20 protein-coding genes and 2 tRNA genes are annotated in these 22188 nt (G+C 34.3%); 11 read left to right on the top strand and 11 right to left on the bottom strand.

Going from position 1 to position 22188, the window contains the following annotated elements; translation table 11 throughout:
- Positions 1-56: 56 nt before the first annotated feature.
- Positions 57-1190 (top strand): 2-amino-4-hydroxy-6-hydroxymethyldihydropteridine diphosphokinase, encoded by a 1134-nt coding sequence (gene folK, locus AC1RRQ_RS04950; RefSeq protein ID WP_493021919.1) that lies wholly within the window; start codon positions 57-59, stop codon positions 1188-1190.
- 3 nt (positions 1191-1193) lie between these two features.
- On the opposite strand, the gene AC1RRQ_RS04945 is transcribed toward folK, so the two are convergent.
- The 3 genes from AC1RRQ_RS04945 to AC1RRQ_RS04935 form a co-directional block, all read right to left on the bottom strand.
- The gene (locus AC1RRQ_RS04945; protein WP_493021918.1) at positions 1194-3377 is read right to left on the bottom strand and encodes an Ig-like domain-containing protein; all 2184 of its coding nucleotides are present in this window, start codon (positions 3375-3377) and stop codon (positions 1194-1196) included.
- A 112-nt stretch (positions 3378-3489) separates the two neighbouring features.
- On the bottom strand, positions 3490-4026 hold the full coding sequence (locus AC1RRQ_RS04940; RefSeq protein ID WP_493021917.1) for an RNA methyltransferase: 537 nt from the start codon (positions 4024-4026) through the stop codon (positions 3490-3492).
- A gap of 75 nt (positions 4027-4101) precedes the next feature.
- On the bottom strand, positions 4102-4533 hold the full coding sequence (locus tag AC1RRQ_RS04935) for a DUF1573 domain-containing protein (protein WP_071636402.1): 432 nt from the start codon (positions 4531-4533) through the stop codon (positions 4102-4104).
- 158 nt (positions 4534-4691) lie between these two features.
- Between AC1RRQ_RS04935 and mutS the strand changes: the two genes are divergently transcribed.
- The 4 genes from mutS (at position 4692) to AC1RRQ_RS04915 (ending at position 8227) form a co-directional block, all read left to right on the top strand.
- Entirely contained in the window at positions 4692-7298 is a 2607-nt protein-coding gene (gene mutS / locus AC1RRQ_RS04930) for a DNA mismatch repair protein MutS (protein WP_493021916.1), read from the top strand.
- Positions 7299-7459: 161 nt separating this feature from the next.
- Positions 7460-7532: transfer RNA gene (locus AC1RRQ_RS04925), tRNA-Gly, on the top strand.
- Positions 7533-7614: 82 nt separating this feature from the next.
- Positions 7615-7700 (top strand) — tRNA-Leu (locus tag AC1RRQ_RS04920).
- A 146-nt stretch (positions 7701-7846) separates the two neighbouring features.
- Positions 7847-8227 carry a DUF1508 domain-containing protein gene (locus tag AC1RRQ_RS04915; protein ID WP_493021915.1) on the top strand — a complete coding sequence of 127 codons (381 nt, stop codon included), beginning with the start codon at positions 7847-7849 and terminating at the stop codon, positions 8225-8227.
- Between the two features lie 120 nt (positions 8228-8347).
- Here AC1RRQ_RS04915 and AC1RRQ_RS04910 read toward each other — a convergent pair whose 3' ends face one another.
- Both AC1RRQ_RS04910 and AC1RRQ_RS04905 read right to left on the bottom strand, forming a co-directional pair.
- Positions 8348-8572, bottom strand: coding sequence for a PG1828 family lipoprotein (locus AC1RRQ_RS04910; RefSeq protein WP_012023801.1), 225 nt, complete (start codon positions 8570-8572; stop codon positions 8348-8350).
- A gap of 347 nt (positions 8573-8919) precedes the next feature.
- Positions 8920-10149: a 3-deoxy-D-manno-octulosonic acid transferase gene (locus AC1RRQ_RS04905; protein ID WP_493021914.1), complete on the bottom strand. Its 1230-nt coding sequence runs from the start codon at positions 10147-10149 to the stop codon at positions 8920-8922.
- Between the two features lie 134 nt (positions 10150-10283).
- Between AC1RRQ_RS04905 and AC1RRQ_RS04900 the strand changes: the two genes are divergently transcribed.
- The 4 genes from AC1RRQ_RS04900 (at position 10284) to AC1RRQ_RS04885 (ending at position 13737) form a co-directional block, all read left to right on the top strand.
- Positions 10284-11417 (top strand): DegT/DnrJ/EryC1/StrS family aminotransferase, encoded by a 1134-nt coding sequence (locus AC1RRQ_RS04900; protein ID WP_493021913.1) that lies wholly within the window; start codon positions 10284-10286, stop codon positions 11415-11417.
- A gap of 45 nt (positions 11418-11462) precedes the next feature.
- On the top strand, positions 11463-12479 hold the full coding sequence (gene galE / locus AC1RRQ_RS04895) for a UDP-glucose 4-epimerase GalE (protein ID WP_493021912.1): 1017 nt from the start codon (positions 11463-11465) through the stop codon (positions 12477-12479).
- A gap of 78 nt (positions 12480-12557) precedes the next feature.
- A complete protein-coding gene (locus AC1RRQ_RS04890) occupies positions 12558-13463 on the top strand; it encodes a DMT family transporter (RefSeq protein ID WP_493021911.1) in 906 nt (301 codons plus the stop codon).
- Between the two features lie 58 nt (positions 13464-13521).
- Positions 13522-13737: a hypothetical protein gene (locus tag AC1RRQ_RS04885; RefSeq protein WP_493021910.1), complete on the top strand. Its 216-nt coding sequence runs from the start codon at positions 13522-13524 to the stop codon at positions 13735-13737.
- A gap of 126 nt (positions 13738-13863) precedes the next feature.
- Here AC1RRQ_RS04885 and fabD read toward each other — a convergent pair whose 3' ends face one another.
- On the bottom strand, positions 13864-14739 hold the full coding sequence (gene fabD, locus AC1RRQ_RS04880) for an ACP S-malonyltransferase (RefSeq protein ID WP_493021909.1): 876 nt from the start codon (positions 14737-14739) through the stop codon (positions 13864-13866).
- A 72-nt stretch (positions 14740-14811) separates the two neighbouring features.
- Positions 14812-15174, bottom strand: coding sequence for a DUF983 domain-containing protein (locus AC1RRQ_RS04875; RefSeq protein WP_071636409.1), 363 nt, complete (start codon positions 15172-15174; stop codon positions 14812-14814).
- A gap of 170 nt (positions 15175-15344) precedes the next feature.
- Between AC1RRQ_RS04875 and AC1RRQ_RS04870 the strand changes: the two genes are divergently transcribed.
- Positions 15345-16208, top strand: coding sequence for a helix-turn-helix domain-containing protein (locus AC1RRQ_RS04870; protein ID WP_493021908.1), 864 nt, complete (start codon positions 15345-15347; stop codon positions 16206-16208).
- Between the two features lie 248 nt (positions 16209-16456).
- On the opposite strand, the gene AC1RRQ_RS04865 is transcribed toward AC1RRQ_RS04870, so the two are convergent.
- From AC1RRQ_RS04865 to AC1RRQ_RS04850, 4 genes are all read right to left on the bottom strand, one after another.
- Positions 16457-16990, bottom strand: a complete 534-nt coding sequence (locus AC1RRQ_RS04865) for a YceI family protein (protein WP_053471585.1) — start codon at positions 16988-16990, stop codon at positions 16457-16459.
- Positions 16991-17282: 292 nt separating this feature from the next.
- Positions 17283-17513: a (4Fe-4S)-binding protein gene (locus AC1RRQ_RS04860; protein WP_493021907.1), complete on the bottom strand. Its 231-nt coding sequence runs from the start codon at positions 17511-17513 to the stop codon at positions 17283-17285.
- 171 nt (positions 17514-17684) lie between these two features.
- A complete protein-coding gene (locus AC1RRQ_RS04855; RefSeq protein WP_493021906.1) occupies positions 17685-18401 on the bottom strand; it encodes a pirin family protein in 717 nt (238 codons plus the stop codon).
- 376 nt (positions 18402-18777) lie between these two features.
- Entirely contained in the window at positions 18778-20259 is a 1482-nt protein-coding gene (locus AC1RRQ_RS04850; protein WP_493021905.1) for a helix-turn-helix domain-containing protein, read from the bottom strand.
- A gap of 197 nt (positions 20260-20456) precedes the next feature.
- Here AC1RRQ_RS04850 and aceB point away from each other — a divergent pair, with 197 nt between their 5' ends.
- On the top strand, positions 20457-22058 hold the full coding sequence (gene aceB / locus AC1RRQ_RS04845) for a malate synthase A (RefSeq protein ID WP_493021904.1): 1602 nt from the start codon (positions 20457-20459) through the stop codon (positions 22056-22058).
- The last annotated feature ends 130 nt before the right edge of the window (positions 22059-22188 follow it).

The raw sequence follows: 22188 nt of genomic DNA, 5'->3' as shown, positions 1-22188 counted from the left end.
TCTTGACTTAATAATGTAGTTAATTCTAAAATAGTTTTAGTTAATTTGCATTAATTATGAAGTCACAGCATCAAGTCGTTTTATCTATAGGCAGTAATCAGGGAAACAGGTTAGAAAACATCCAGAATTGTATCAGCTTGATACATCAGGAAGTAGGAACTGTAATCAGGGTTTCGAAACTTTATGAAACGCCAGCCTGGGGCTTTGAAAGTGATGCTTTTTATAATTGTGCAGTGCTTTTGCATACGGCATCATCGGCACAAAAAATACTAAATCAGGTTTTAAAAGTCGAAAAACAGTTAGGAAGAATCAGACTAAATCAAGACGGATATCAATCCCGAATTATTGATGTGGATGTAATTGTTTTTGATGATGAAATTATCGAGTCTGAAAAATTACAGATCCCGCATCCTTTAATGCAAAACCGAAATTTTGTTTTACTGCCCGTGCAGGATTTAAAATTAGACTGGAAACATCCTGTTCTTCAAAAAACTATTTTAGAATTAATTGCCATTTCTCCAGACGACAGCGTTTGTACTGTTGTTCAGGATTTGAAATGTCCGTTAAGTGAAATTCCGCTGGAAAAATTCAATTATATTGCTTTTGAAGGAAATATTGGTGCCGGAAAAACGACTTTGGTTCATAAAATTGCAGAAGATTTTAATGCCAAAACCGTTTTAGAACGATTTGCTGATAATCCGTTTCTGCCGAAGTTTTATAAAGATCAAAACCGATATGCATTTCCGTTAGAAATGTCCTTTCTGGCCGATCGTTATCAGCAGTTGTCTGATGATTTGGCGCAGTTTGATTTATTTAAAGATTTTATCGTAGCCGATTATCATATTTTTAAATCGCTGATTTTTGCTAAAATTACGCTTCAGGAGGACGAATATCGTTTGTACCGAAATTTATTCGATATTATTTATAAAGAAATGCCAAAACCGGATTTGTACATTTATTTGTATCAGAATACGGAACGGCTTCTTCAAAATATTAAAAAGAGAGGCAGAAACTACGAACAAAATATCGAAGCTGAATATCTGGATAAAATTAACAACGGTTATCTGGAATACATAAAATCCCAAACCGATTTAAATGTTTTAATTATCGACGTTTCTGATCGTGATTTTGTAAAAAAACAAGAAGACTATCTTTATGTTTTAGATAAAATTCAGAAGAAGCTGAGTTAATTACTATCTTTTTAAAGAAAAATGTCCTCTAAAAATGGGTTTTGTATCGTCTATTTTTAAAGCATACCAATAATCTGAAGCCGGAAGCGGTGTTTTTTCATACGTACCATCCCAGCTCATTTTAGAAGCATTCAGCTGCGCTACAAGTTTTCCGTAGCGATCGAAAATGGTTACTTCGGCCTGAGGATAATTTTCCATTCCGGTTACTTCCCAAAAATCATTAAAAGTATCATTGTTTGGTGTAAAAAAGGCAGGAAAAACAAGTACAACAAAATTGCGAGAGGTATTTCCACAGTCATTTTTCTCTTTGACGTAAGCCGTTTGAAGTCCGCCTGGGACATCATAAAAAACATTCGAATCCTGAAAGTTTGTTCCGTCTACAGAATACTCGAAATAAGAAGCTTCCTTTTTAAGAAAAATTTCAACACGGGTTCCCGTTACTCCAATTCGGGTTATTTCAGGAATTTCATGTTCTTCAACAGTAATGGTTTTCAAACTAGGACAGCTTTCGGGTGCAGGACTTTTGACTTCTACTGTATAAGTACCGCCTTTGTCAATATTTATGGTTTGAGTTTTTGCTCCGGTTGACCAAGTGTACTCCATTCCAGGTACTTTAGCGTCTAATGTGATGGTTTGACCCTGGCATAAAGGCAAAGTTTCATTAGTAACTGCCGGCGGCGTGTAAATTACAATGTTTACAGGAGTACGATCTGTTTGGATACAGCCAGCATTAGAAGCCTCGGCATAATACGTTGTATTGGCAGTAATTATTGGAGTTGGAAAACTATTTCCTGTATATACACTTGAACCTCCTGCAGAAGCTGTAAACCAATTCATAATACCAATGTTAGAACTGGCTTTAATTGTTACAGATCCCGGGCCGCAATTGGTATAAGTATCCTGATCAGCAATTGGTTTTGCTGGTGTAGCATTAACAGTTGCTATAACCGATTTTCTATTAGATTCGCAGCCTGCATCAACATAATAAGTGGTGGTTGTATTTATTGGAGGCGTTGTATAGGTATTGCCTGTTTTTAATAAAGTACCGCCAACAGCCGCATCGTACCAGCGAATTACTGCGCCTGCTGTAGGTGTTGCGTTAAAAGTAAAAGTTCCTGAATCGCAAACAGGGCTTGGGGCTGTTCCCAGCGTTGCCACAGGAATTGTAATTTTAGTACTTGTTGCAATCTCGATAGCGGCTTCTCCCGGCATACCTCCGTATTCAACCACATAACCTTTTGGCTGATAACTGCCAGAGGTGTCTCCCGCATTTGATAAATCATTCCATGAACCTTTTATTCCAATACCGGGTTGTGTAATATGAGCGTAATCTTCGTCTCCTTGCTGATTGGGTTCGCCTGAGTTCCAAAATGCAAAATTTGGCGTTGATCCGCTTGCATTTCCGTTCCAGAAAATAGTTCCGGCTTCTGGGCCTGTAACCCATTTCCAGACTCCTTCGGTTTCGGCATCGCTTCCTCCAATCCATCCAGTTCCAGAGGCTTGTTCGCCAATTAATTTAGCCTCGTCTGCAGATAATATGGTAGCCAAGTAGCCTTTGAGACCGTAATAGAGGCTTCCTTCGGCTGCTGCTTTTGCATTAGTCCACGTAATGCCGATACTCGGAACAAATAAATAAAAATGTTTAGTTGAAGGCAGATAATTGGCCTGGCCAATTGTAATCGAAAAGGTTCTGGTTCCAGATGCAGCTAAAGAAGAATTAGAAAATACAACATCTTTAATTGCCGAAACAAATTCAGTATATAAAACATTGGCTCCGGTTGGACTTGATAATTTTAGTTTTCCGGCTACAGCATCCCAGCTTGTTGTAATTGAAGGATGCGAAGCAGGATTTAGAAGTTCAAGTCTTTCAAAACCAGCTGAATATCCAGATGAAATTTGAATGTAAACTGCCTGAGTAGCAGGTTCTGCAGGATCATTTGTAATCGTGATATCGGTTACAATATTGATATTGGTTTGAGGACAGTACAGCTGATCTCCCGTTGCTCGTATTACTGGAGGAGCAACATCAAAATTTAGTTTTGCCGCCTGTTTTTTGTTTGATTTAAGAGTATCTTCCGGAAAATCGGAATGCTTGCTTGTATTTAAAACTTTGTCATTTGCATGTGATGGAAAAAAGCTGAATACAAGTAAAAAAACGATTATATATAAAAAATTGATACTTTTCATTTTATAAAAGTATCAATTTTATAATGATAAGAAAATATATTTAGATTTATAACAATTTAAGCTTAAAAATGATTAAATAATCACATTTAATTAACTAAAATGCTTATTGGTTTTATTTTGGCCAGTTTAGTTTCTGGAACAAATCCCAAACTACAATTCCTGCACTTACGGCAATATTTAAAGAGTGTTTTGTGCCTAACTGTGGAATTTCGATGCAGCCGTCGCAAATGGCAACTGCTTCCTGAGAAACTCCGTAGACTTCATTTCCAAAAACCAGCGCATACTTTTTATTTTTTTCAACTTCAAAATCCTGAAGAAAAATAGAACTTTCGACCTGTTCTATAGCAAGCGTTACAACATTTTCTTTTTTTAGGTTTTCAATTACTTCCAATACATTTTCATGATGTTCCCAAGCAACTGTTTCGGTAGCGCCAAGTGCTGTTTTATGAATCTCTTTGTTTGGAGGAGTAGCTGTAATACCGCACAAAATAATTTTTTCGATCAAAAAAGCATCAGAAGTTCTAAATACAGATCCAATATTATGTAAACTGCGAATATCATCCAGAACTATTATTAAGGGAGTTTTGTCTGATTTTTTAAAATCTTCAATCGATTTTCGCTCTAATTCGCTATTTTCAAGTTTTCTCATTGGTGTAAATTCAGGTCATAAAAAAAGCTTCCAAAGATAAGGAAGCTTTTTCGATTATTTTATTGTTTTTTCAGATTAGCTTTTTACTGGATCTGGTAAAACTGTACCTTTAATTGTAAGTACTTTTGTTGGTTGTCCTTCTGCATTAGAAGTAACAGTTACAGTTTTTGTAAAAGCACCAACTCTGTCAGTAGCATATTTTACACCAATAATACCTTTAGCACCTGGAGCGATTGGCTCTTTTGGTGTTGTAGGTACTGTACATCCACAAGAACCTTGAGTGTTAGTAATGATTAACGGTTTTGTTCCGTTGTTTACAAAAACGAATTCTCTTTTACCATCAGCATTGTGTGCGATTGTTCCGTAGTCAATAGTTTCTGTTTCGAAAGCCATACCAGCTCCTTCAATTTTAGCAACTTTAGCAGCTTTAGCTTTTTTAGTTGTCTGTGCGTTAGAAGCCGTAATACCAGCTACAGCTAACATAGCGAATAAAATTATTTTTTTCATCTTTTATAGGGTCTTTTTTAATGATGAACAAAGCTATATAAAATTCTTATATCTGAGCCTAAAAAAATCTTAAAATATTTTAATTTTTGAAGTCTTCGTTATGCCGCTAAAAAATTATAAATTCGCTGTCTTAATTTTCATTTAAAAATATATCAATTTTGGCAGCTAAAGAAAAAGTGGTGAAGGAAACACCTTTAATGAAACAGTACAACGAAATCAAGAGAAAATATCCTGATGCATGTCTGCTTTTCAGAGTGGGTGATTTCTATGAAACCTTTGGGGAAGACGCCATTAGAGCTTCTAAAATTCTAGGAATTACGTTAACTAAAAGAGGTGCTGGTTCTGATACCGAAACTGCTCTTGCTGGTTTTCCGCATCATTCTATTAATACCTATTTGCCAAAACTGGTTAAAGCCGGACTTCGTGTAGCAATCTGTGATCAGCTTGAAGATCCAAAAATGACCAAAACAATTGTAAAACGAGGCGTTACTGAACTGGTAACTCCGGGAGTTTCTCTAAACGATGAGGTTTTACAATCTAAAACAAACAACTTTTTAGCCTCTGTTTATTTCGCTAATAAAAATATCGGAGTTTCTTTTTTAGATGTTTCAACAGGAGAATTCCTTACTGCACAGGGAAATGCAGAATATATTGATAAATTACTGCAGAATTTTAACCCAAGTGAAGTTCTGGTTCCTAAAACGTGTAAAACCGAATTTAAAGATGCTTTTGGAGAAGATTTTCACAGCTTTTATCTGGAAGACTGGATTTACAAAGAAGATTACGCTTTAGAAACCTTGACCAAACATTTTCAAACCAACTCTTTAAAAGGTTTTGGTGTTGAAGAATTGAAAGAAGGAATTATTTCTGCTGGAGCAATTTTATATTATTTGTCCGAAACGCAGCACAATAGAGTGCAGCATATAACTGCGATTCAGCGTATTGCCGAAGATGCGTACGTCTGGATGGACCGTTTTACAATTAGAAACTTAGAATTGTATCACAGTTATAATCCAAACGCGGTAACACTTTTAGATGTAATCGACAGAACGCTTTCGCCAATGGGGGGCCGTTTATTGAAAAGATGGCTTGCTCTTCCGCTAAAAGATACCAATAAAATTAAAGGACGTCATGATGTGGTTTCGTATTTGAAATCGAATCAGGAAGTTTTACAAAATATACAATATCAGGTTAAGCAAATTTCAGATTTAGAACGTTTGATTTCTAAAATCGCGGCAGGAAAAGTGTCTCCACGTGAAATTGTTTATTTAAAAGAGTCTCTGGATGCTATTATTCCGATAAAAACATTAGCACTGCAAAGTCCGCAGGAAGCAGTAAAAGTTATTGGAGACAGTCTGCATTCTTGTGATTTATTACGAGAGAAAATTAAAAACACATTAAATCAGGATGCGCCCGTTGCAATTTCAAAAGGAAATGCAATTGCAACAGGAGTTAATGAAGAATTGGATGATTTAAGATCTATCTCTAATTCCGGAAAAGAATATCTAGAAGGAATTGAGAAAAGAGAATCAGAGCGAACAGGAATTTCGTCTTTAAAAATATCATTCAATAATGTTTTTGGATATTATATCGAAGTTAGAAATACCCATAAAGATAAAGTTCCGGAAGAATGGATTCGTAAACAGACTTTAGTAAATGCAGAGCGTTATATTACCGAGGAGTTAAAAGAATACGAAACAAAGATTCTAGGTGCCGAAGAAAAAATTCATAAAATTGAATCAGAGCTTTTTGAGCAGTTAGTTGCCTGGATTGCGACTTACATCAAACCGGTTCAAATGAATGCTTATTTGGTAGCACAATTAGATTGTTTGTGTTCGTTTACGCAATTGGCTGTAGAGAACCAATATGTTTGTCCGGAAATCGATGAGACATTCGAATTAGAAATCAAAAACGGAAGACACCCTGTAATTGAAAAACAATTACCGGTTGGAACACCTTATATAGCAAACGATGTTTTCTTAGACAGAGAAACACAGCAGATTATTATGATTACTGGGCCTAACATGTCGGGTAAGTCTGCTATTTTAAGACAAACGGCCTTAATTGTGCTTTTGGCTCAAATGGGAAGTTTTGTTCCGGCAGATAGTGTTAGAATGGGAATTGTAGATAAAATCTTTACAAGAGTAGGGGCTTCGGATAATATTTCGATGGGAGAATCTACGTTTATGGTGGAGATGAATGAAACGGCTTCGATTTTGAATAATATTTCAGACAGAAGTTTGGTTCTTTTGGATGAAATTGGAAGAGGAACGAGCACGTACGATGGAATTTCCATTGCCTGGGCAATTGCCGAGTTTTTGCACGAACATCCGTCAAAACCAAAAACATTGTTCGCAACACATTATCATGAGTTGAATGAAATGACAGAATCGCTTCCTAGGATTCAAAACTATAATGTTGCAGTAAAAGAATTAAAAGATACCGTTCTTTTTATTAGAAAGCTGGTAAAAGGAGGAAGTGCGCATAGTTTTGGAATTCACGTGGCAAAAATGGCCGGAATGCCTCAAATTGTAATTTTGAAAGCACAAAAGCTTTTGAAGAAATTAGAGAAGAATCATTCAAGCGAAGCTTTAAATGGAGTAAAAACAGCGGCTGATGAAATGCAAATGAGTTTCTTTAATTTAGATGATCCTTTGCTGGAAGAAATTAAAGAAGAGATCTTAAGTCTTGATATCAATGCGATCACACCGGTTGAAGCCTTGATGAAACTTAATGAAATCAAGAGAATGCTGGTTAAGAAATAAAATCAAAAAAAGTTTCAAGTTTAAAGTTTAGGTTATCAGAAAGTTATAAAATAAGTGTAATTTTTTTTAAAGAAACGCTTGTGTAATTGAATAAATGTCCTAAATTTGCACTCGCAATACAGAACAAGTCAAGTATTGTAGTTCTTACAAGAATTTGAAATGCGAAAATAGCTCAGTTGGTAGAGCGCGACCTTGCCAAGGTCGAGGTCGCGGGTTCGAGCCCCGTTTTTCGCTCTAAAACCATACAATGCTCAGATGGTGTTATGTTTAATTAATTTTTTTAAAAAATTAGCTAAAAAACATTTAAAAGCTTAATGCTCGGATGGTGAAATTGGTAGACACGCTGGACTTAAAATCCAGTGAACAGCAATGTTCGTGCGGGTTCAAGTCCCGCTCTGAGTACTAAAGCCTCTTCTTTTGAAGAGGCTTTTTTTATTCTGTAAACTCAATGGTTTGAAATTAATTTGTAATGAATTGATTTTGAAAGAATCTAAGGATTTTGGAAATCTAAAATCAGCAATCAATAATCTAAAATTTAAAATAAAAATATGGGTGCTTTTGTGATTAGCAAGCGGTTTAATGATGAGTATAAGTTTGTGTTTACATCTAGAAAAGGGAAAGTTATTTTTACGAGTTTAAGTTATGAGTTGAGGTTTGAGTGTGAAGAAGATATTGAGAAATTTAAAAAGACAATTGATCTTGCTAGGTTTTTGAAATTTAAAGGCTCAGGAGGAAAGTATTTTTTTAAATTGATGTTAGGTGAGGTTCACTTTGCTACAAGTCGAAAATACACTACGGAATTGCTTCTTCAAAAGGGGATAAAGGAAATTGTAACTTATGCCTCGAGATCGGAGATTTTGGATTTCTCGTCTAGTGAGTCAATTTTTGGAGATGATGAGGTTTTAGTTGAAGAAGAAGTAGAAGATTAAAAAAAAAAGCGTTCACAAAAGTGGACGCTTTTTTTATTTGGAAAGATCAATGTTTGAAATTTGGTCAAAAAAAAAACCATCGAATCGATGGTTTTAAAATCTTTAGAATTTAAGTTCTAATTATTTTTTTACTTCTTTAGCAGCATCTTCTACTTTTGCAGCAGCAGAATCAACTTTAGCAGCAGCAGAATCAACAGTTGCAGCAGCAGAATCAACTACAGTAGCAGCAGAATCAACAGCAACAGCAGTAGAATCTACAGTTTCAGTAGCTGCAGCGTCAGCTTTTTTACAAGATACAACAGTTAAAACAGCAACAACAGCTAAACTTAAAAATACTTTTTTCATCTTACTTTATTATAAAAGGTTAATTATTAATTCGTGGCAAAGATATAAATTTTTTAATATGTAAAATATTTTTTCACTTTTTTTTTAAAATATTTTCCTTGCTCACGATTATCTTATTTATCAAAGAATATGCCAAAAATATAAAATTATCTTAAATTATTTTATATTTCGTGTAAATAATTTTTTATTGAATATTCTATGGTACAATTGGCTCTTTTGTTTGTCTCTATTGCAGTTTGTTTTGTATTTTAAGGATTATTGAATAATCAAAAACAATCAAAAAAGGACAGCTTTAAGGCTTTTTGGAAAATTATTACGCACAAAAAATCGTTTTGTATACCTGTTTTTTACGAAACGATACTCATAATAGTGTTGGTTGCACCTTTATTATTTTGAATAAACGATCTGCAGATTTCGCTTTTTTCTCTTAAAAAGTTTTCATCATTCAACAGTTGGTCTAATATATCTTTTAACTGAGTGCTATTAGATATAGGTATACAACCTCCCAGATCAACTAATGAGACAGCTTCGGCAAAATTGGAGTAATTAGGGCCAATTACGATCGGGATTCCAAATGTGGCTGGTTCTAATATATTATGGATTCCCGGATTTCCAAATCCGCCGCCTACATAAGCGATGGTTCCATAGCTGTAAATTTTGGTCAAAATTCCAATCGTATCAATGATAAACACATTGTAGCTGGATAAATCCTGGTTTTCTTTTTCAGAAAATAAAATCGTTGATTTTGTGATTTGCGATTTCAGATTGGAAATTTGATCGGCTTTAATATTATGAGGCGCGATTATGAATTTTACATTTTCCGGTGCCTGATTTATATATTCAGCTATTAAAACTTCATCTTTCGGCCATGAACTTCCAATTACGATTGTGGGCTGGTTGTTTTTAAATTGCTCAATATAACCAAGAGTATTGTCTCGTTCTAAAATGGCATTTACACGATCAAAACGCGTATCTCCGGAAACAATTACATTCGTAAATCCAATGGCTTCGATTTTTTGTTTTGAATTTTCATTCTGAACAAAGAAATAAGTAAAGGCATTTAAAGCTTTTCTATAGAATCCGCCATACCATTTAAAAAACATCTGATTGTCTCTGAAAATTCCTGAAATCAAATAAGTTGGAATTTGGTTGGTTTCCAGTTCTTTTAAGTAATTCAGCCAGAATTCATATTTAATAAAGAAAGCAAATTCAGGATGAATCAGTTTTAGAAAACGTTTCGCATTGCTTTTTGAGTCAAGAGGCAGGTAAATTGTGACATCGGCAACGGTATTGTTTTTACGCACTTCGTATCCCGAAGGCGAAAAAAAGGTTACAATGATTTTGTGTGAGGGATATTTTTCTTTGATTTTTTCGATAACAGGAAGTCCTTGCTCATACTCGCCAAGTGATGCCGAATGAAACCAAATGGTTTTATCTTCGGGCTTTATTTTTTCTTCTAAAATTGTAAAAACATTCTTTCTGCCTTCAACAAAAAGTTTAATTTTCGGACTAAATAATGCAATAATTCTAAGAAAAAATCCTGTGATAGAAATGGCTAAATTGTATAAAAAAAGCATGTGTTAATTTTTGTGGCTAAATTACGTTTCTTTCGATTATTTTCATTGGTTTGCAGGTATTAAATAACTATTTTTGTTCCTTCTTTTAGAGATTCTGTTCAAAAAACAGGTCTTTTTTTAAATAAATATTCAAAATGAAAAAAATACAAATGGTTGACTTAAAAAGTCAATATGAAAAAATAAAAGCGACCGTTGATGCATCAATTCAAGAGGTTTTAGATACAAATACTTATATTAACGGACCTTTGGTTCATCAGTTTCAAAAAAACCTTGAAGATTATTTAGGAGCAAAACACGTAATTCCTTGTGCAAATGGAACAGATGCGCTTCAGATTGCCATGATGGGATTAGATTTAAAACCGGGCGACGAAGTTATTACTGCCGATTTTACTTTTGCAGCAACTGTTGAGGTTATTGCATTGTTGCAGTTGACTCCGGTTTTGGTAGATGTTGATATGGTGAATATGAATATTGATATCGAAGCGGTGAAAAAAGCAATCACGCCAAAAACAAAAGCAATTGTTCCGGTACACTTATTTGGACGTGCAGCGAATATGGATGCTATTATGGAAATTGCGGCTGAGCATAATTTATACGTAATCGAAGATAATGCGCAGGCAATTGGTGCTGATTATATTTCAAAATCAGGAACAAAAAGCAAAGTTGGAGTTATTGGCCACGTTGCGGCAACTTCATTTTTTCCTTCAAAAAACTTAGGTTGTTATGGAGATGGAGGAGCAATTTTTACAAATGATGATAAATTGGCTCACATCATCCGCGGAATCGTAAATCACGGAATGTACGAGCGTTACCATCACGATGTTGTAGGGGTAAATTCACGTTTAGATAGTATTCAGGCAGGTGTTTTAAATGCAAAATTACCTTTGCTGGACGAATATAATAAAGCTCGTCGTTTAGCTGCAACAAAATACAATGCGGCTTTTGCCGGAAATGCACATATTATTACGCCTGATTTTGATGCAGACGAAAATGATCACGTTTTTCATCAATATGTATTGAGAATTATAGATGCCGACAGAAATGCTTTGATGCAGCATTTATTAGACAAAGGAATTCCTTGTGCAATTTATTATCCAATTCCACTGCATTCTCAAAAAGCATATTTAGATCCTCGTTATAAAGAAGAGCAGTTTCCTGTTACCAATCAATTAGTGCAGGAAGTAATCGCTTTACCAATGCATACTGAGCTTGATGACGAACAAATTAAATTTATTACAGATTCTGTTTTAGAATTTTTAAATAAATAAATAAAAAAGCTTAAACTAAACAACCCAACAAAAAACAACCAAAAAATGAAAGTATTAGTAACGGGAGGATTAGGATTTATTGGTTCTCACACCGTAGTCGAATTGCAAAATGAAGGCTTTGAAGTGGTGATAATTGATAATCTTTCCAATTCTTCAGAAGATGTTTTAAAAGGAATAACAGCCATTACAGGAAAAACGCCTTTATTCGAAAAAATTGATTTAAGAGAAAAAAGTGCCGTTAAGGATTTCTTTAAAAAACATAACGATGTTACTGGTGTAATTCATTTTGCGGCTTCGAAAGCGGTTGGCGAAAGTGTCGAAAATCCGTTGTTGTATTATGAAAACAACATTGGCACTTTGGTTTATTTATTGCAGGAATTGCAACAAAAACCTGAGGCAAGTTTTATTTTTAGTTCGTCTTGTACGGTTTACGGTCAAGCTGAGAAAATGCCAATTACAGAAGATGCTCCGGTTCAGACCGCAATGTCTCCTTATGGAAATACCAAGCAGATTGGAGAAGAGATCATTACAGATACAGCTAAAGTAACCAGTATTAATGCTGTTTTATTACGTTATTTTAATCCGGTTGGGGCACATGCTTCAAATGAAATAGGAGAATTACCATTAGGAGTTCCGCAAAACTTAGTTCCTTTTATTACGCAAACCGGAGTAGGATTGCGTAAGGAATTATCAGTTTTTGGAGATGATTACCCAACGCCAGACGGAACAGCGATTCGAGATTATATTCATGTTGTCGATTTAGCGAAAGCCCATGTAATTGCGTTACAACGTTTGTTGAATAAAAAGAATTTGGCAAAAGTGGAAACTTTCAATTTAGGAACAGGAAAAGGAAGTTCTGTTTTGGAAGTGATTCATAGTTTCGAAAAAGTAAGCGATAAAAAATTACCATATGTAATAAAGCCACGTCGTGAAGGTGATATTACGGAAGCTTACGCAAATACAAATAAGGCAAATAATGTCTTAGGATGGAAGGCTGAACTAAGTTTAGACGAAGCAATGGCAAGTGCTTGGAAATGGGAACAAAAAGTGAGGAATAAGTAATTTTAAAATAAAATTATAAATTTTTAAAATCCCAGATTATAGCAATATAGTTTGGGATTTTTTTTAGCAGGCATTTTTATGAAACAAAATTTAGATTATAAATTAATATTTGCCTTAGCGGCTGTTGGAATTATTTGGGGAACTACCTTTTTAGGAATTCGTGTTGCAGTTGAGACTATTCCGCCTTGGTTTGTAACTTCGATTCGTCAGGGACTGGCGGGATTGGTTATGATGATTATTTTATTGTTCAAAAAAGAATTAAAATGGATTGGGTGGGACAATTTAAAACATCAGCTCGTTCCTTCTATTTTGATGATTGTAATTGCAAATGGCTTTACAACCGTTGCTGAGCAGACTGTGCCAAGCGGACTGGCTTCGGTAATCAGCGCTATGTCTCCCATACTTATTTTTTTGGGCAGTATTTTGTTTAAATTACAAAAACCAAGTTTAAAAGGATTTATTGGAGTTATAATAGGATTTTCGGGAGTCGTTTTTATATTTAAAGACGGATTAGGATCTTTTTTAGATGCCGATTACAGAATCGGAATGATGTTTATGGGATTTGCGATTACTGCTTGGGCTGGTGGAACAATTTATACCAAACTTCATGGAAATAAATCTAAAAACATTGTTCTTAATTTATTTTACCAGTTTACCATGGCTTCGTGCATTCAAATTGTTTTAGCATTTATTTTTTCGCCTAATATTGATGTAAATTTATGGAGTTCTAAAAGTATTTTAGCAGCATTGTATTTGTCGATTTTTGGATCTGTAATTGCTTTTTTCAGCTATAATTATGCTCTAAAACACGTTACGCCGGTTCAGGTTTCTATTTTAGCGTATATCAACACCATAATTGCGGTATTTTTTGGCTGGCTCATTTTGGATGAAAAAATTACCATTGATTTTATAATTGCAACAATCCTGATCATTTTAGGAGTTTTTATTATTAATTACAAAAAGAAGGAAAAGAAAGCTTTATAAAAAGAATCAATTTGACTTAATTTATTTTGTAAATTTGTAAGATTAAAATGTAGGAATTATGAAGCCTGAAAGAGAATATAATAGAGATGCTTTTGATTTTGATACAGAATTTGCGAAAGGATTAACGTTAGAAGAAGCAAAAGCTGAATCAATTAGGAGGATTAGAGAATGGTGGGAAGATGATTTTGATGCTAAACTTGCAAAAGGTTTGACGCCTGAAGAATTTAAAGCGGAAATGTCGAAAAGAATAAAAGCTTATCTTTGGAAAAAATAATTTTTTGAAAATAAAGTTATAAAAGTAAAAATCCTCATAAACAATCTGTTCATGAGGATTTTTATTTATATCGTCAATAACTGATCCCGATGGGTATCGGGAGTCACTGCGACTGAATGCTAAAATTTAAGCATTCGCAACAGCCGCTTCTTTATCAATTTTATTAATCAAACCAGTTAAAACTTTTCCTGGGCCAACTTCAGTAAACAAAGTAGCGCCGTCAGCGATCATTTGTTGTACAGATTGAGTCCATTTTACAGGTGCAGTCAATTGAATAATTAAATTCTTTTTTATTTCATTAGCATCAGAAACTGCATTTGCAGTAACATTTTGATACACTGGGCAAATTGGAGTAGAGAATGTCGTTGCTTCGATTGCAGCAGCTAATTCTTCTCTTGCCGGTTCCATCATAGGTGAGTGAAATGCGCCTCCAACAGGTAAAATTAAAGCACGTTTTGCTCCTGCAGCTTTCATAGCTTCACAAGCTTTTTCAACAGCTGAAGTTTCTCCGGAAATAACCAATTGTCCTGGGCAGTTGTAATTTGCTGCAACCACGATTCCGTCAATTGAAGCGCAAACTTCTTCTACAATATTATCGGCTAAACCTAAAACAGCAGCCATTGTCGAAGGCGTAATTTCGCAGGCTTTTTGCATAGCAAGAGCACGTTGAGAAACTAATTTCAAACCATCTTCAAAAGATAAAGTTCCGTTGGCAACCAAAGCAGAAAATTCTCCTAAAGAATGTCCTGCAACCATTTCTGGTTTAAAATCATCACCTAAAGTTTTTGCTAAAATAACTGAGTGTAAAAATACAGCAGGCTGTGTAACTTTAGTTTCTTTTAGTTCTTCGGCAGTACCTTCAAACATAATATCTGTAATTCTAAAACCTAAAATTTCATTGGCTTTTTCGAATAATTCTTTGGCTAAAGCCGAGTTTTCATATAAGTCTTTGCCCATTCCTGTAAACTGTGCGCCCTGACCTGGAAATACGTATGCTTTCATTTGTCTAATTTAATTTTTATTTTTTTTGGAATTGAAAATTAGTTTCAATAGAAAGGCAAAAATAACACTTTTTTATTTCGTATAATCCTTAAACATGTAAATCCATGCTAATCTTGAAAATCGAAGATTGAAAGAAGTAAGCAAAGTAATGACAACAGCAATGATTGGAATGATTCTTAAATCGAAATTTTTCTCAAAGAAAAACTGAGCAATGCAATAAGTAGCAATTCCCTGAGCGACTGTTAATCCGTAGTTTACATACATAGCGCCAAAGAAATAACCAGGTTCTTTTTGAAACTTGTAATTGCAGTGACTGCAGTATTCATTCATTTTTGGAAGACCAAAAGTCAGAAAAATGTTTTTATCTGTAAATACTTTTCCTTTATGACAAATAGGACATTCGTTGCTTAAAATATGAGTTAATGCACTTGACATGATCTTGTTGTTTTTTATTTATACAAAGGTAATTCAGCGTTGTATAAAAGTCTTTTTAGTATCTTCGCTACTTATAGCACAATAAAGACATTTTTTTTAAATTCCAAAATCTGAAATCCCAAATAACAAATCCAAAAATCTAAAGTCTAAAATCTACAAGCTAATCGCGTATGAAAAGATATCCAATTTATAGTGTTCAGAATTTTAGCTGCAATGATATTCATCGTGATTTTTATGTAAATACATTTAAAGAGCATTTAAAAAATCACAGTTTTGTCGAAGAACCGCATCGTCATGATTCCTATTTAATGGTATTTTTCACAAAAGGTTCAGGACAGCATGAAGTCGATTTTGATCAGTTTGAAATTAAAAGAGGCAGTTTATTTGTGCTGCAACCGGGGCAAATGCATCATTGGAGTTTATCTGAAGATGTTGAAGGTTTTGTTGTTATCTTTTCGCAGGAATTGTATAATTTGTATTTCGGACAAAAAAATATCAACGAATATAATTTTTACCATTCGATCCATAATCGGCCGGAAATGGTTTTTGAGGAAAAAGAAATCCCGAAAATCCTGCCTTATTTTGATTTGCTGATTCAGGAAAACAATCAAAGTAATCGATATCAATTGGATAAAATGCTGAATTTATTAGATTCAATTCATATCGAGATTGCGCGCAAATACAGTGAAACCTATTCGCATCAAACCCATTCCTACAACATTAAAATCAACAAGTTTGAATCGCTTTTAGAAGAATATTTCAGAATCGAAAAACTGCCTTCTTTTTATGCCGAAAAACTAAATATTACTTTGAAGCATTTAAACAGAATCTGCAATGAAATTCTGCAAAAAACAGCTACAGAAGTAATTACAGACCGCGTAATTCTCGAAATTAAAAGAATGCTGATCGACAAACAATTAGCTGTAAATGAAGTGGCGTTCAAAGTTGGTTACGAAGACTACTCGTATTTCTCCCGTTTCTTTAAAAAACAAACCGGAATGTCACCAACAGAATTTCGAAATACTGTACGTTGATTTTTTTAGCCATGACCCGAGCGGTAGCGAACAGACGAAGTAATTCACGAATTTATTTGTCCTAAATGCTGGAAATATTAATGCCACAGATTAAAATGATTATTTGGATTAAATCTGTGAAAATCCTTTAATCTGTGGCAAAAGGAAAAAAAATAATTCGTGGAAATTCGCGTAATTCGTGGCAAATAAAAAAAGCCCTGCATTTGCAGGGCTTCAATAACCAACCAATTAAATCCGAGAATGCTTGATTAAGCTTGTTTTACAAATTGTAATTCAATGTTTAATTTTACTTCTTCTCCAACTAAAACACCGCCAGTTTCAAGAGCTGAGTTCCAGTTTAACCCCCAATCTTTACGATTAATTTTTCCTTCTATGCTTAAGCCTACTTTTGTATTTCCCCAAGGATCAGTTAAGATGCCGCTATATTCTACAGGAAAAGTTACACTTTTAGAAACACCTTTAATGTTTAGATCTCCAGTAATTTCATAGCTTCCTTCGTTGATTTTTTTGAAAGAAGAAGCTTTGAAAGTTAATTTTGGATGATTCTCAGCATCAAAAAAGTCCCCGCTTCTTAAATGTCCGTCTCTGTCTGCGTTTGCAGTATCAACAGAAGCGATATCAGCAGAAAATTCGATAGCTGCATTTTCGAAGTTGTCTCCGTCTGTAGTAATTGTTGCATCGTATGTTCCAAATTTTCCTGAAACATTTGTAAACATCATGTGTTTAACTTTAAAACCAATTTCTGAGTGAGTTGGGTCAATTGACCATTTTGTAGTTGCCATAATTTTTATTTTTAAATAATTAATTTCATTTTGATAGGACAAAGTTACGTTGGTAGTCAGCGTAACACACTTAACCTAGATTAAGAAATGAAAAATGTGATGTTTTCTTTGCCACTCCCGATAGCTATCGGGATACACGAATTAAAAGGATTAAAAAAAATATTACCACGAATTACAAGAATTTTCACAAAATAAATTGAATTAAAATTTGTGGAAATTCGTGTAATTTGTGGCGAATAAAATCACTTTAATCTGTATAATCTGTGGCAATAAAAAAACTAATGCTTAAAGCTTAACTTTTGTTATTCATATAAAATGTCAGCGCTCCCGAAGGACATTTACTAACAGTGGAAATTATCTTTTCAGTTGTGGATTTTTCTGGAGTAATCCACGGTTTCTCTTTTGGACGAAAAACTTCAGGATTATTTTTTACACAATTGGCAGAATGTAAGCATTTTCCAGATTGCCAAACAATCGTTACTTCGCCGTTTGTATATTCTTTGGTTAGGTTATTTGGATTCATGATTGAAAATTTTAAATGGTTAGTTTTGAGTGAATTAAAAACCTATTTTCACTTATAAAAATACGTTTTCTTTTTGATTTTTGATAAAATTGAAGTAAAAAAGAAACGATAATAAGCTGAAAATCAGCTTAAATATCGTTTCAATAAAAAATATTAATTGTGATTTTTGAATTAATAATTCATCGGAATGTCCATCAATAAAAATTCAGCATCTGTATTTGCTTTAATGTTTAATGTATCAGTTCCTGAAATTCCAACCGCATCACGAGTGTTTAATTCCTGATCGTTGATGGTTACATTTCCTTTTAAAACGAAAGCATAAACTCCGTTTCCTTCTTTTTTAATTTTGTATTCAGTGCTTACGCCAGAATCGAAATTTCCCATTTGAAACCAAGCGTCCTGATGAATCCAAACTCCTTCGTCATCAGCATTTGGAGATAAAACTTGTGCTAATTTATTGTGTCTGTCATCAACATTTAAAGTAATTTGCTGGTAACGAGGTTCTACATTTCTTTTATTTGGAAACAACCAGATTTGTAATAATTTAGTCTGCTGATCTGCGTTTGGGTTAAACTCACTGTGTTGAACACCAGTTCCGGCACTCATCACCTGAATATCGCCATGTTTGATGATTTCAGTATTCCCCATACTGTCTTTATGCGCTAGATCTCCTTCAAGCGGAATCGTAATAATTTCCATATTATCGTGAGGGTGAGTTCCAAAACCCATTCCGCCCGCAATTGTGTCATCGTTTAAAACACGAAGTGCTCCAAATTGAATTCTATCCGGATTGTACCAGCTCGCAAAACTAAAGCTGTGATAAGCGTTTAACCATCCGTGATTTGCGTTTCCTCTTGTTTCTGCTTTGTGCAATACTATATTTTCCATGATGTTATATGTTTTGTTATTTTTATAGTACAAAGATACCGCCAAGGTCAAGGAAAAGCACTTAATGTAGATTAAGTTCTTTAAGGTACTGAGTTTTTGAGATTCTAAGGGACTAAGGTTTTAGTTGCAAAGGCTCAAAGCTGTAGAGGTTCAAAGGTTTTAAAAGAGGTTCTGAGTGGCTAAGATTCTAAGGTACTAAGTTTTGTTTTATAGAAGTAACCATGCCGTTTGTCATCCTGAGCGAAGAGATCTCTCCTTCGTCGAGATGACAAGATTATGAAAAAAATCAGCATACATCCGTGTTTTCGCGAAGCGAATCCGTGTCATCCGTGTGCCATTTTCCAAAAATCTAAAGTCAACAATCTAAAATCTAAACTCAGCTGTACTGCGAAATAAACTGTTGCACAACCGCATCTGTATTCTCGTGGCGTTTTTTCCTCTCTAAAGCAATTGGAAGAGCAGCTCTTTCCAGGCAATCCTGAACAGCACAAGTCTCGCAGGTAACGCCAACAATTCTTTTAACTAAAGGTTTTCCTTCAATGAATTTGAATTTCTTTTTCATTGTTGGGTTTATTAGGATGCCAACAGAAATACTTCTGATATAATTTTCTGCAAAAGGATCTTTTGTGGCCGATGAAAAAACCAAATATTCGTTTCCGCTATTAGCATAGCTTGAAATTTGAGCATCAAAAAAATGAGATTTATTTTGTTTAATGGCTTCGTCTATTGTTTTAACCGAAACCCATCTTCGGCAATAATGTTCGTTGGTCTCGTTGGCATGCGGTTCCTGCTGATGTGTAATGTGTAATTCTTTATTGATTTGATAAACATCAGAATCTACCCTGTGAGATAATCTTAAAAAGAATAAGTTTTTAAGCTGAAAATCTTTGGGTAATAAATTGGTTAAGCGTTGATAAAAAGATTCCGGCGAAACTTCAAAACTTTCTATTAATGCTACAAATGCTTCCGGTTTTGGGTTTTCATTTTCTAAAAAAGAATTGATTTTATCAACCACTAATTTTCTTGGTAATAATAAAGCACCGGCAAAATACGAAGCATAAAAATTGTGCAAAACCTGATCGAAATTTTCAAACTTAATCCAGCTGAAAGTCAGTAATCGATCTGATATTTTTAAATAATTATAAGCAATTTCTTTAGCTAAAATAAAAGCTTTCTGCGGAGCGTCGAGTTCTGTAGAAAGTAATAATGTCTTACTTTTCGGGACATAAATAGAACGCAAATCGTCCAGAGCTTCCTGATCTGTAAAAGCAATTTCTTTAATATTGTATTCGTATTCTTCTTTTAAAATTGCCTGTAATTCTTCAATACTGATTTTAGAATCCAGATTAATCTGAAACGACTTCGAGAATGAAATTACCTTTTCTTCTAAATCTTCAAAATAATTACTGTGTGCTTCCTGGTACGAACGCAAAGCGGCTAAAAAGAAACTTTCTCGGCTTAAATTGTAATGCTGTGCAATTTCGATAATGGTGCTGATAAACGCATTAACTTTTGCTGGAGCATTGGCAATAATATCAATTAAATCAGCTTCCTGAATTCCGAAAAGCTCCAGCGGAATCTCTTTTAGAATTCCGGATTTTAAAATTTCGCCAATCGGAGCGAGGTTATTATCGAGTTTTAAGGATACCATTTGGTCGTAAGTCACGTCCAAATGTTCGCATAAAAGTAAAATCTTATCTGTTTTTGGATATTTTTTTCCCTTTTCAATCTCGTTTAAGTACGATTTTGAAAGATTGGTCAGTTTGGCCAAGCCAAAAAGCGATAAATTTTTTTGAGTACGAACTTGTCTCAGTTTTAGTCCGAAGATCAGCTTTATATAGTCTTTTTCGATATCCATGAACCAAATATAACCATTATAAAAATAATCGCCAAAAAATTATTTTTAATATTTAGCGAACGTTCGCTTGTTTTGTAAAAAACTTTTTTCTAATATTGTGGTGTAGAAAATATTAGTTATCAGTTTGTTATGGTTTTGTGTTTTAAAAAACATATAAACAAATCAATTGTTACTAATGAAAATTAAAAACCACAGCTATGAAAAACCAATTAGAAATTACCGAAACGGCAATGGAATTTTTAGCCGAAAAGAAGCTTCGTTATCCAAAGATCTGGACAGAAGAAGCCATTGTTTTTATTACTGAATTGCATAGAAAATTCGAATCACAACGAAAACTATTGCTTTTACAACGCGATCAAAAACAAGTCACTTTCGATCAGGGAATCATGCCGGTTTTTATTCCGGAAACTAAAAGTGTTAGAGAAGGAAGCTGGACGGCTGGCGAAATTCCGAAAGATTTATTAGACCGAAGAGTCGAGATTACTGGTCCGGTTGATCGCAAAATGATTATCAATGCGTTGAATTCTGGTGCTAAAACTTTTATGGCTGATTTTGAAGACAGCACGTCGCCAACCTGGCAGAATTTAATGGATGGACAAATGAATTTGATTGATGCGGTTAATAAAACAATTACGTACACTGATTTGGTGAAACAAAAATCCTATCATTTAAATGAAAAAATTGCAACGTTAATTGTGCGTCCAAGAGGTTTGCATTTACTGGAAAAGCATGTTTTAGTAGAAGGAAATGAAGTTTCAGGTTCTTTGGTAGATTTTGGTTTATATGTTTTTCATAATCATAAACGACTTTTAGAAAACAATTCTGGACCCTATTTCTACATTCCGAAATTGGAACATTATCTGGAAGCGCGCTGGTGGAATAATGTAATTGATTTTACCGAGGATTATCTAAAACTAAAAAGAGGAACAATAAAAGTGACGGTTTTAATTGAAACCATTACGGCAAGTTTTCAGCTGGATGAAATTATTTACGAATTGAAAGAACATATCGTTGGCTTGAACTGCGGACGCTGGGATTATATTTTTTCTTATATCAAAAAGTTTAGAAAAAATCCAAAATTCATTGTTCCAGACCGTGATCAGGTAACAATGACTTCGCCTTTTATGAATGCTTATTCAAATCTGGTAATTCAAAGATGTCATAAAAGAGGTATTCATGCCATTGGCGGAATGGCCGCACAGATTCCAATTCGAAATAATGAAGAAGCCAATGCTGCCGCTTTTGCAAAAGTAAAAACCGATAAAGAACGTGAAGTTAAAAACGGACATGACGGAACCTGGGTAGCGCATCCAGATTTGGTTTCGCTGGCAAAAGAAATTTTTGATAAAGAAATGCCAACTCCAAATCAAATTCATATTAAAAGAGAACATCGAAAAATTACAGAAGCTGATCTAATTGAACCACCAATTGGAATCATCACTGAAAATGGTGTTCGAAAAAATATCAATGTTGGAGTTTTATATCTGGCTTCATGGCTTAACGGACAAGGCGCAGCGGCATTGCATAATTTAATGGAAGACGCTGCAACGGCCGAAATTTCGAGGTCACAATTGTGGCAATGGCTTCAAAATAAAGTGCTTTTAGATAACGGACGAAAATTAGATTTGGCTTATTATCATGAATTGGCTTTAGATGAATTCAGAAAAATAAAAGAACAATTAGGCGAAGAAAATCACGAAAAACAACAATTTCCGCTGGCTGAAAAAGTACTGGAAAGATTAGTAGTAAATACTGATTTCGTTGATTTCTTGACAATTCCGTGTTACAAATATTTATAAACAATTAAAAATCTGCAGTATCTGCTAAATCTGCGAGCGAATAATTTTTTCCCGCAGATTTTGCAGATCAGGCAGATAAAATTCAGTCTTAAATTATTTAAACACATAGAAACATAGATTTTAATTTTTC

It is taken from the genome of Flavobacterium sp. GW821-FHT12A05 (assembly GCF_058807735.1).
Note: the sequence above shows the minus strand (reverse complement) of the source record. Positions and strands in the feature narration are given on the sequence as shown.

Bases quoted from the DNA above. Each gene is read 5' to 3' on its own strand.
- AC1RRQ_RS04870 (WP_493021908.1), top strand. From the start codon at position 15,345: ATGAAAAGATATCCAATTTATAGTGTTCAGAATTTTAGCTGCAATGAT.
- galE (WP_493021912.1), top strand. From the start codon at position 11,463: ATGAAAGTATTAGTAACGGGAGGATTAGGATTTATTGGTTCTCACACC.
- aceB (WP_493021904.1), top strand. From the start codon at position 20,457: ATGAAAAACCAATTAGAAATTACCGAAACGGCAATGGAATTTTTAGCC.
- AC1RRQ_RS04945 (WP_493021918.1), bottom strand. From the start codon at position 3,377: ATGAAAAGTATCAATTTTTTATATATAATCGTTTTTTTACTTGTATTC.
- folK (WP_493021919.1), top strand. From the start codon at position 57: ATGAAGTCACAGCATCAAGTCGTTTTATCTATAGGCAGTAATCAGGGA.
- AC1RRQ_RS04915 (WP_493021915.1), top strand. From the start codon at position 7,847: ATGGGTGCTTTTGTGATTAGCAAGCGGTTTAATGATGAGTATAAGTTT.
- AC1RRQ_RS04910 (WP_012023801.1), bottom strand. From the start codon at position 8,572: ATGAAAAAAGTATTTTTAAGTTTAGCTGTTGTTGCTGTTTTAACTGTT.
- AC1RRQ_RS04865 (WP_053471585.1), bottom strand. From the start codon at position 16,990: ATGGCAACTACAAAATGGTCAATTGACCCAACTCACTCAGAAATTGGT.
- AC1RRQ_RS04935 (WP_071636402.1), bottom strand. From the start codon at position 4,533: ATGAAAAAAATAATTTTATTCGCTATGTTAGCTGTAGCTGGTATTACG.
- AC1RRQ_RS04885 (WP_493021910.1), top strand. From the start codon at position 13,522: ATGAAGCCTGAAAGAGAATATAATAGAGATGCTTTTGATTTTGATACA.
- fabD (WP_493021909.1), bottom strand. From the start codon at position 14,739: ATGAAAGCATACGTATTTCCAGGTCAGGGCGCACAGTTTACAGGAATG.
- AC1RRQ_RS04900 (WP_493021913.1), top strand. From the start codon at position 10,284: ATGAAAAAAATACAAATGGTTGACTTAAAAAGTCAATATGAAAAAATA.
- AC1RRQ_RS04905 (WP_493021914.1), bottom strand. From the start codon at position 10,149: ATGCTTTTTTTATACAATTTAGCCATTTCTATCACAGGATTTTTTCTT.
- AC1RRQ_RS04940 (WP_493021917.1), bottom strand. From the start codon at position 4,026: ATGAGAAAACTTGAAAATAGCGAATTAGAGCGAAAATCGATTGAAGAT.
- AC1RRQ_RS04875 (WP_071636409.1), bottom strand. From the start codon at position 15,174: ATGTCAAGTGCATTAACTCATATTTTAAGCAACGAATGTCCTATTTGT.
- AC1RRQ_RS04855 (WP_493021906.1), bottom strand. From the start codon at position 18,401: ATGGAAAATATAGTATTGCACAAAGCAGAAACAAGAGGAAACGCAAAT.
- AC1RRQ_RS04890 (WP_493021911.1), top strand. From the start codon at position 12,558: ATGAAACAAAATTTAGATTATAAATTAATATTTGCCTTAGCGGCTGTT.
- AC1RRQ_RS04860 (WP_493021907.1), bottom strand. From the start codon at position 17,513: ATGAATCCAAATAACCTAACCAAAGAATATACAAACGGCGAAGTAACG.
- AC1RRQ_RS04850 (WP_493021905.1), bottom strand. From the start codon at position 20,259: ATGGATATCGAAAAAGACTATATAAAGCTGATCTTCGGACTAAAACTG.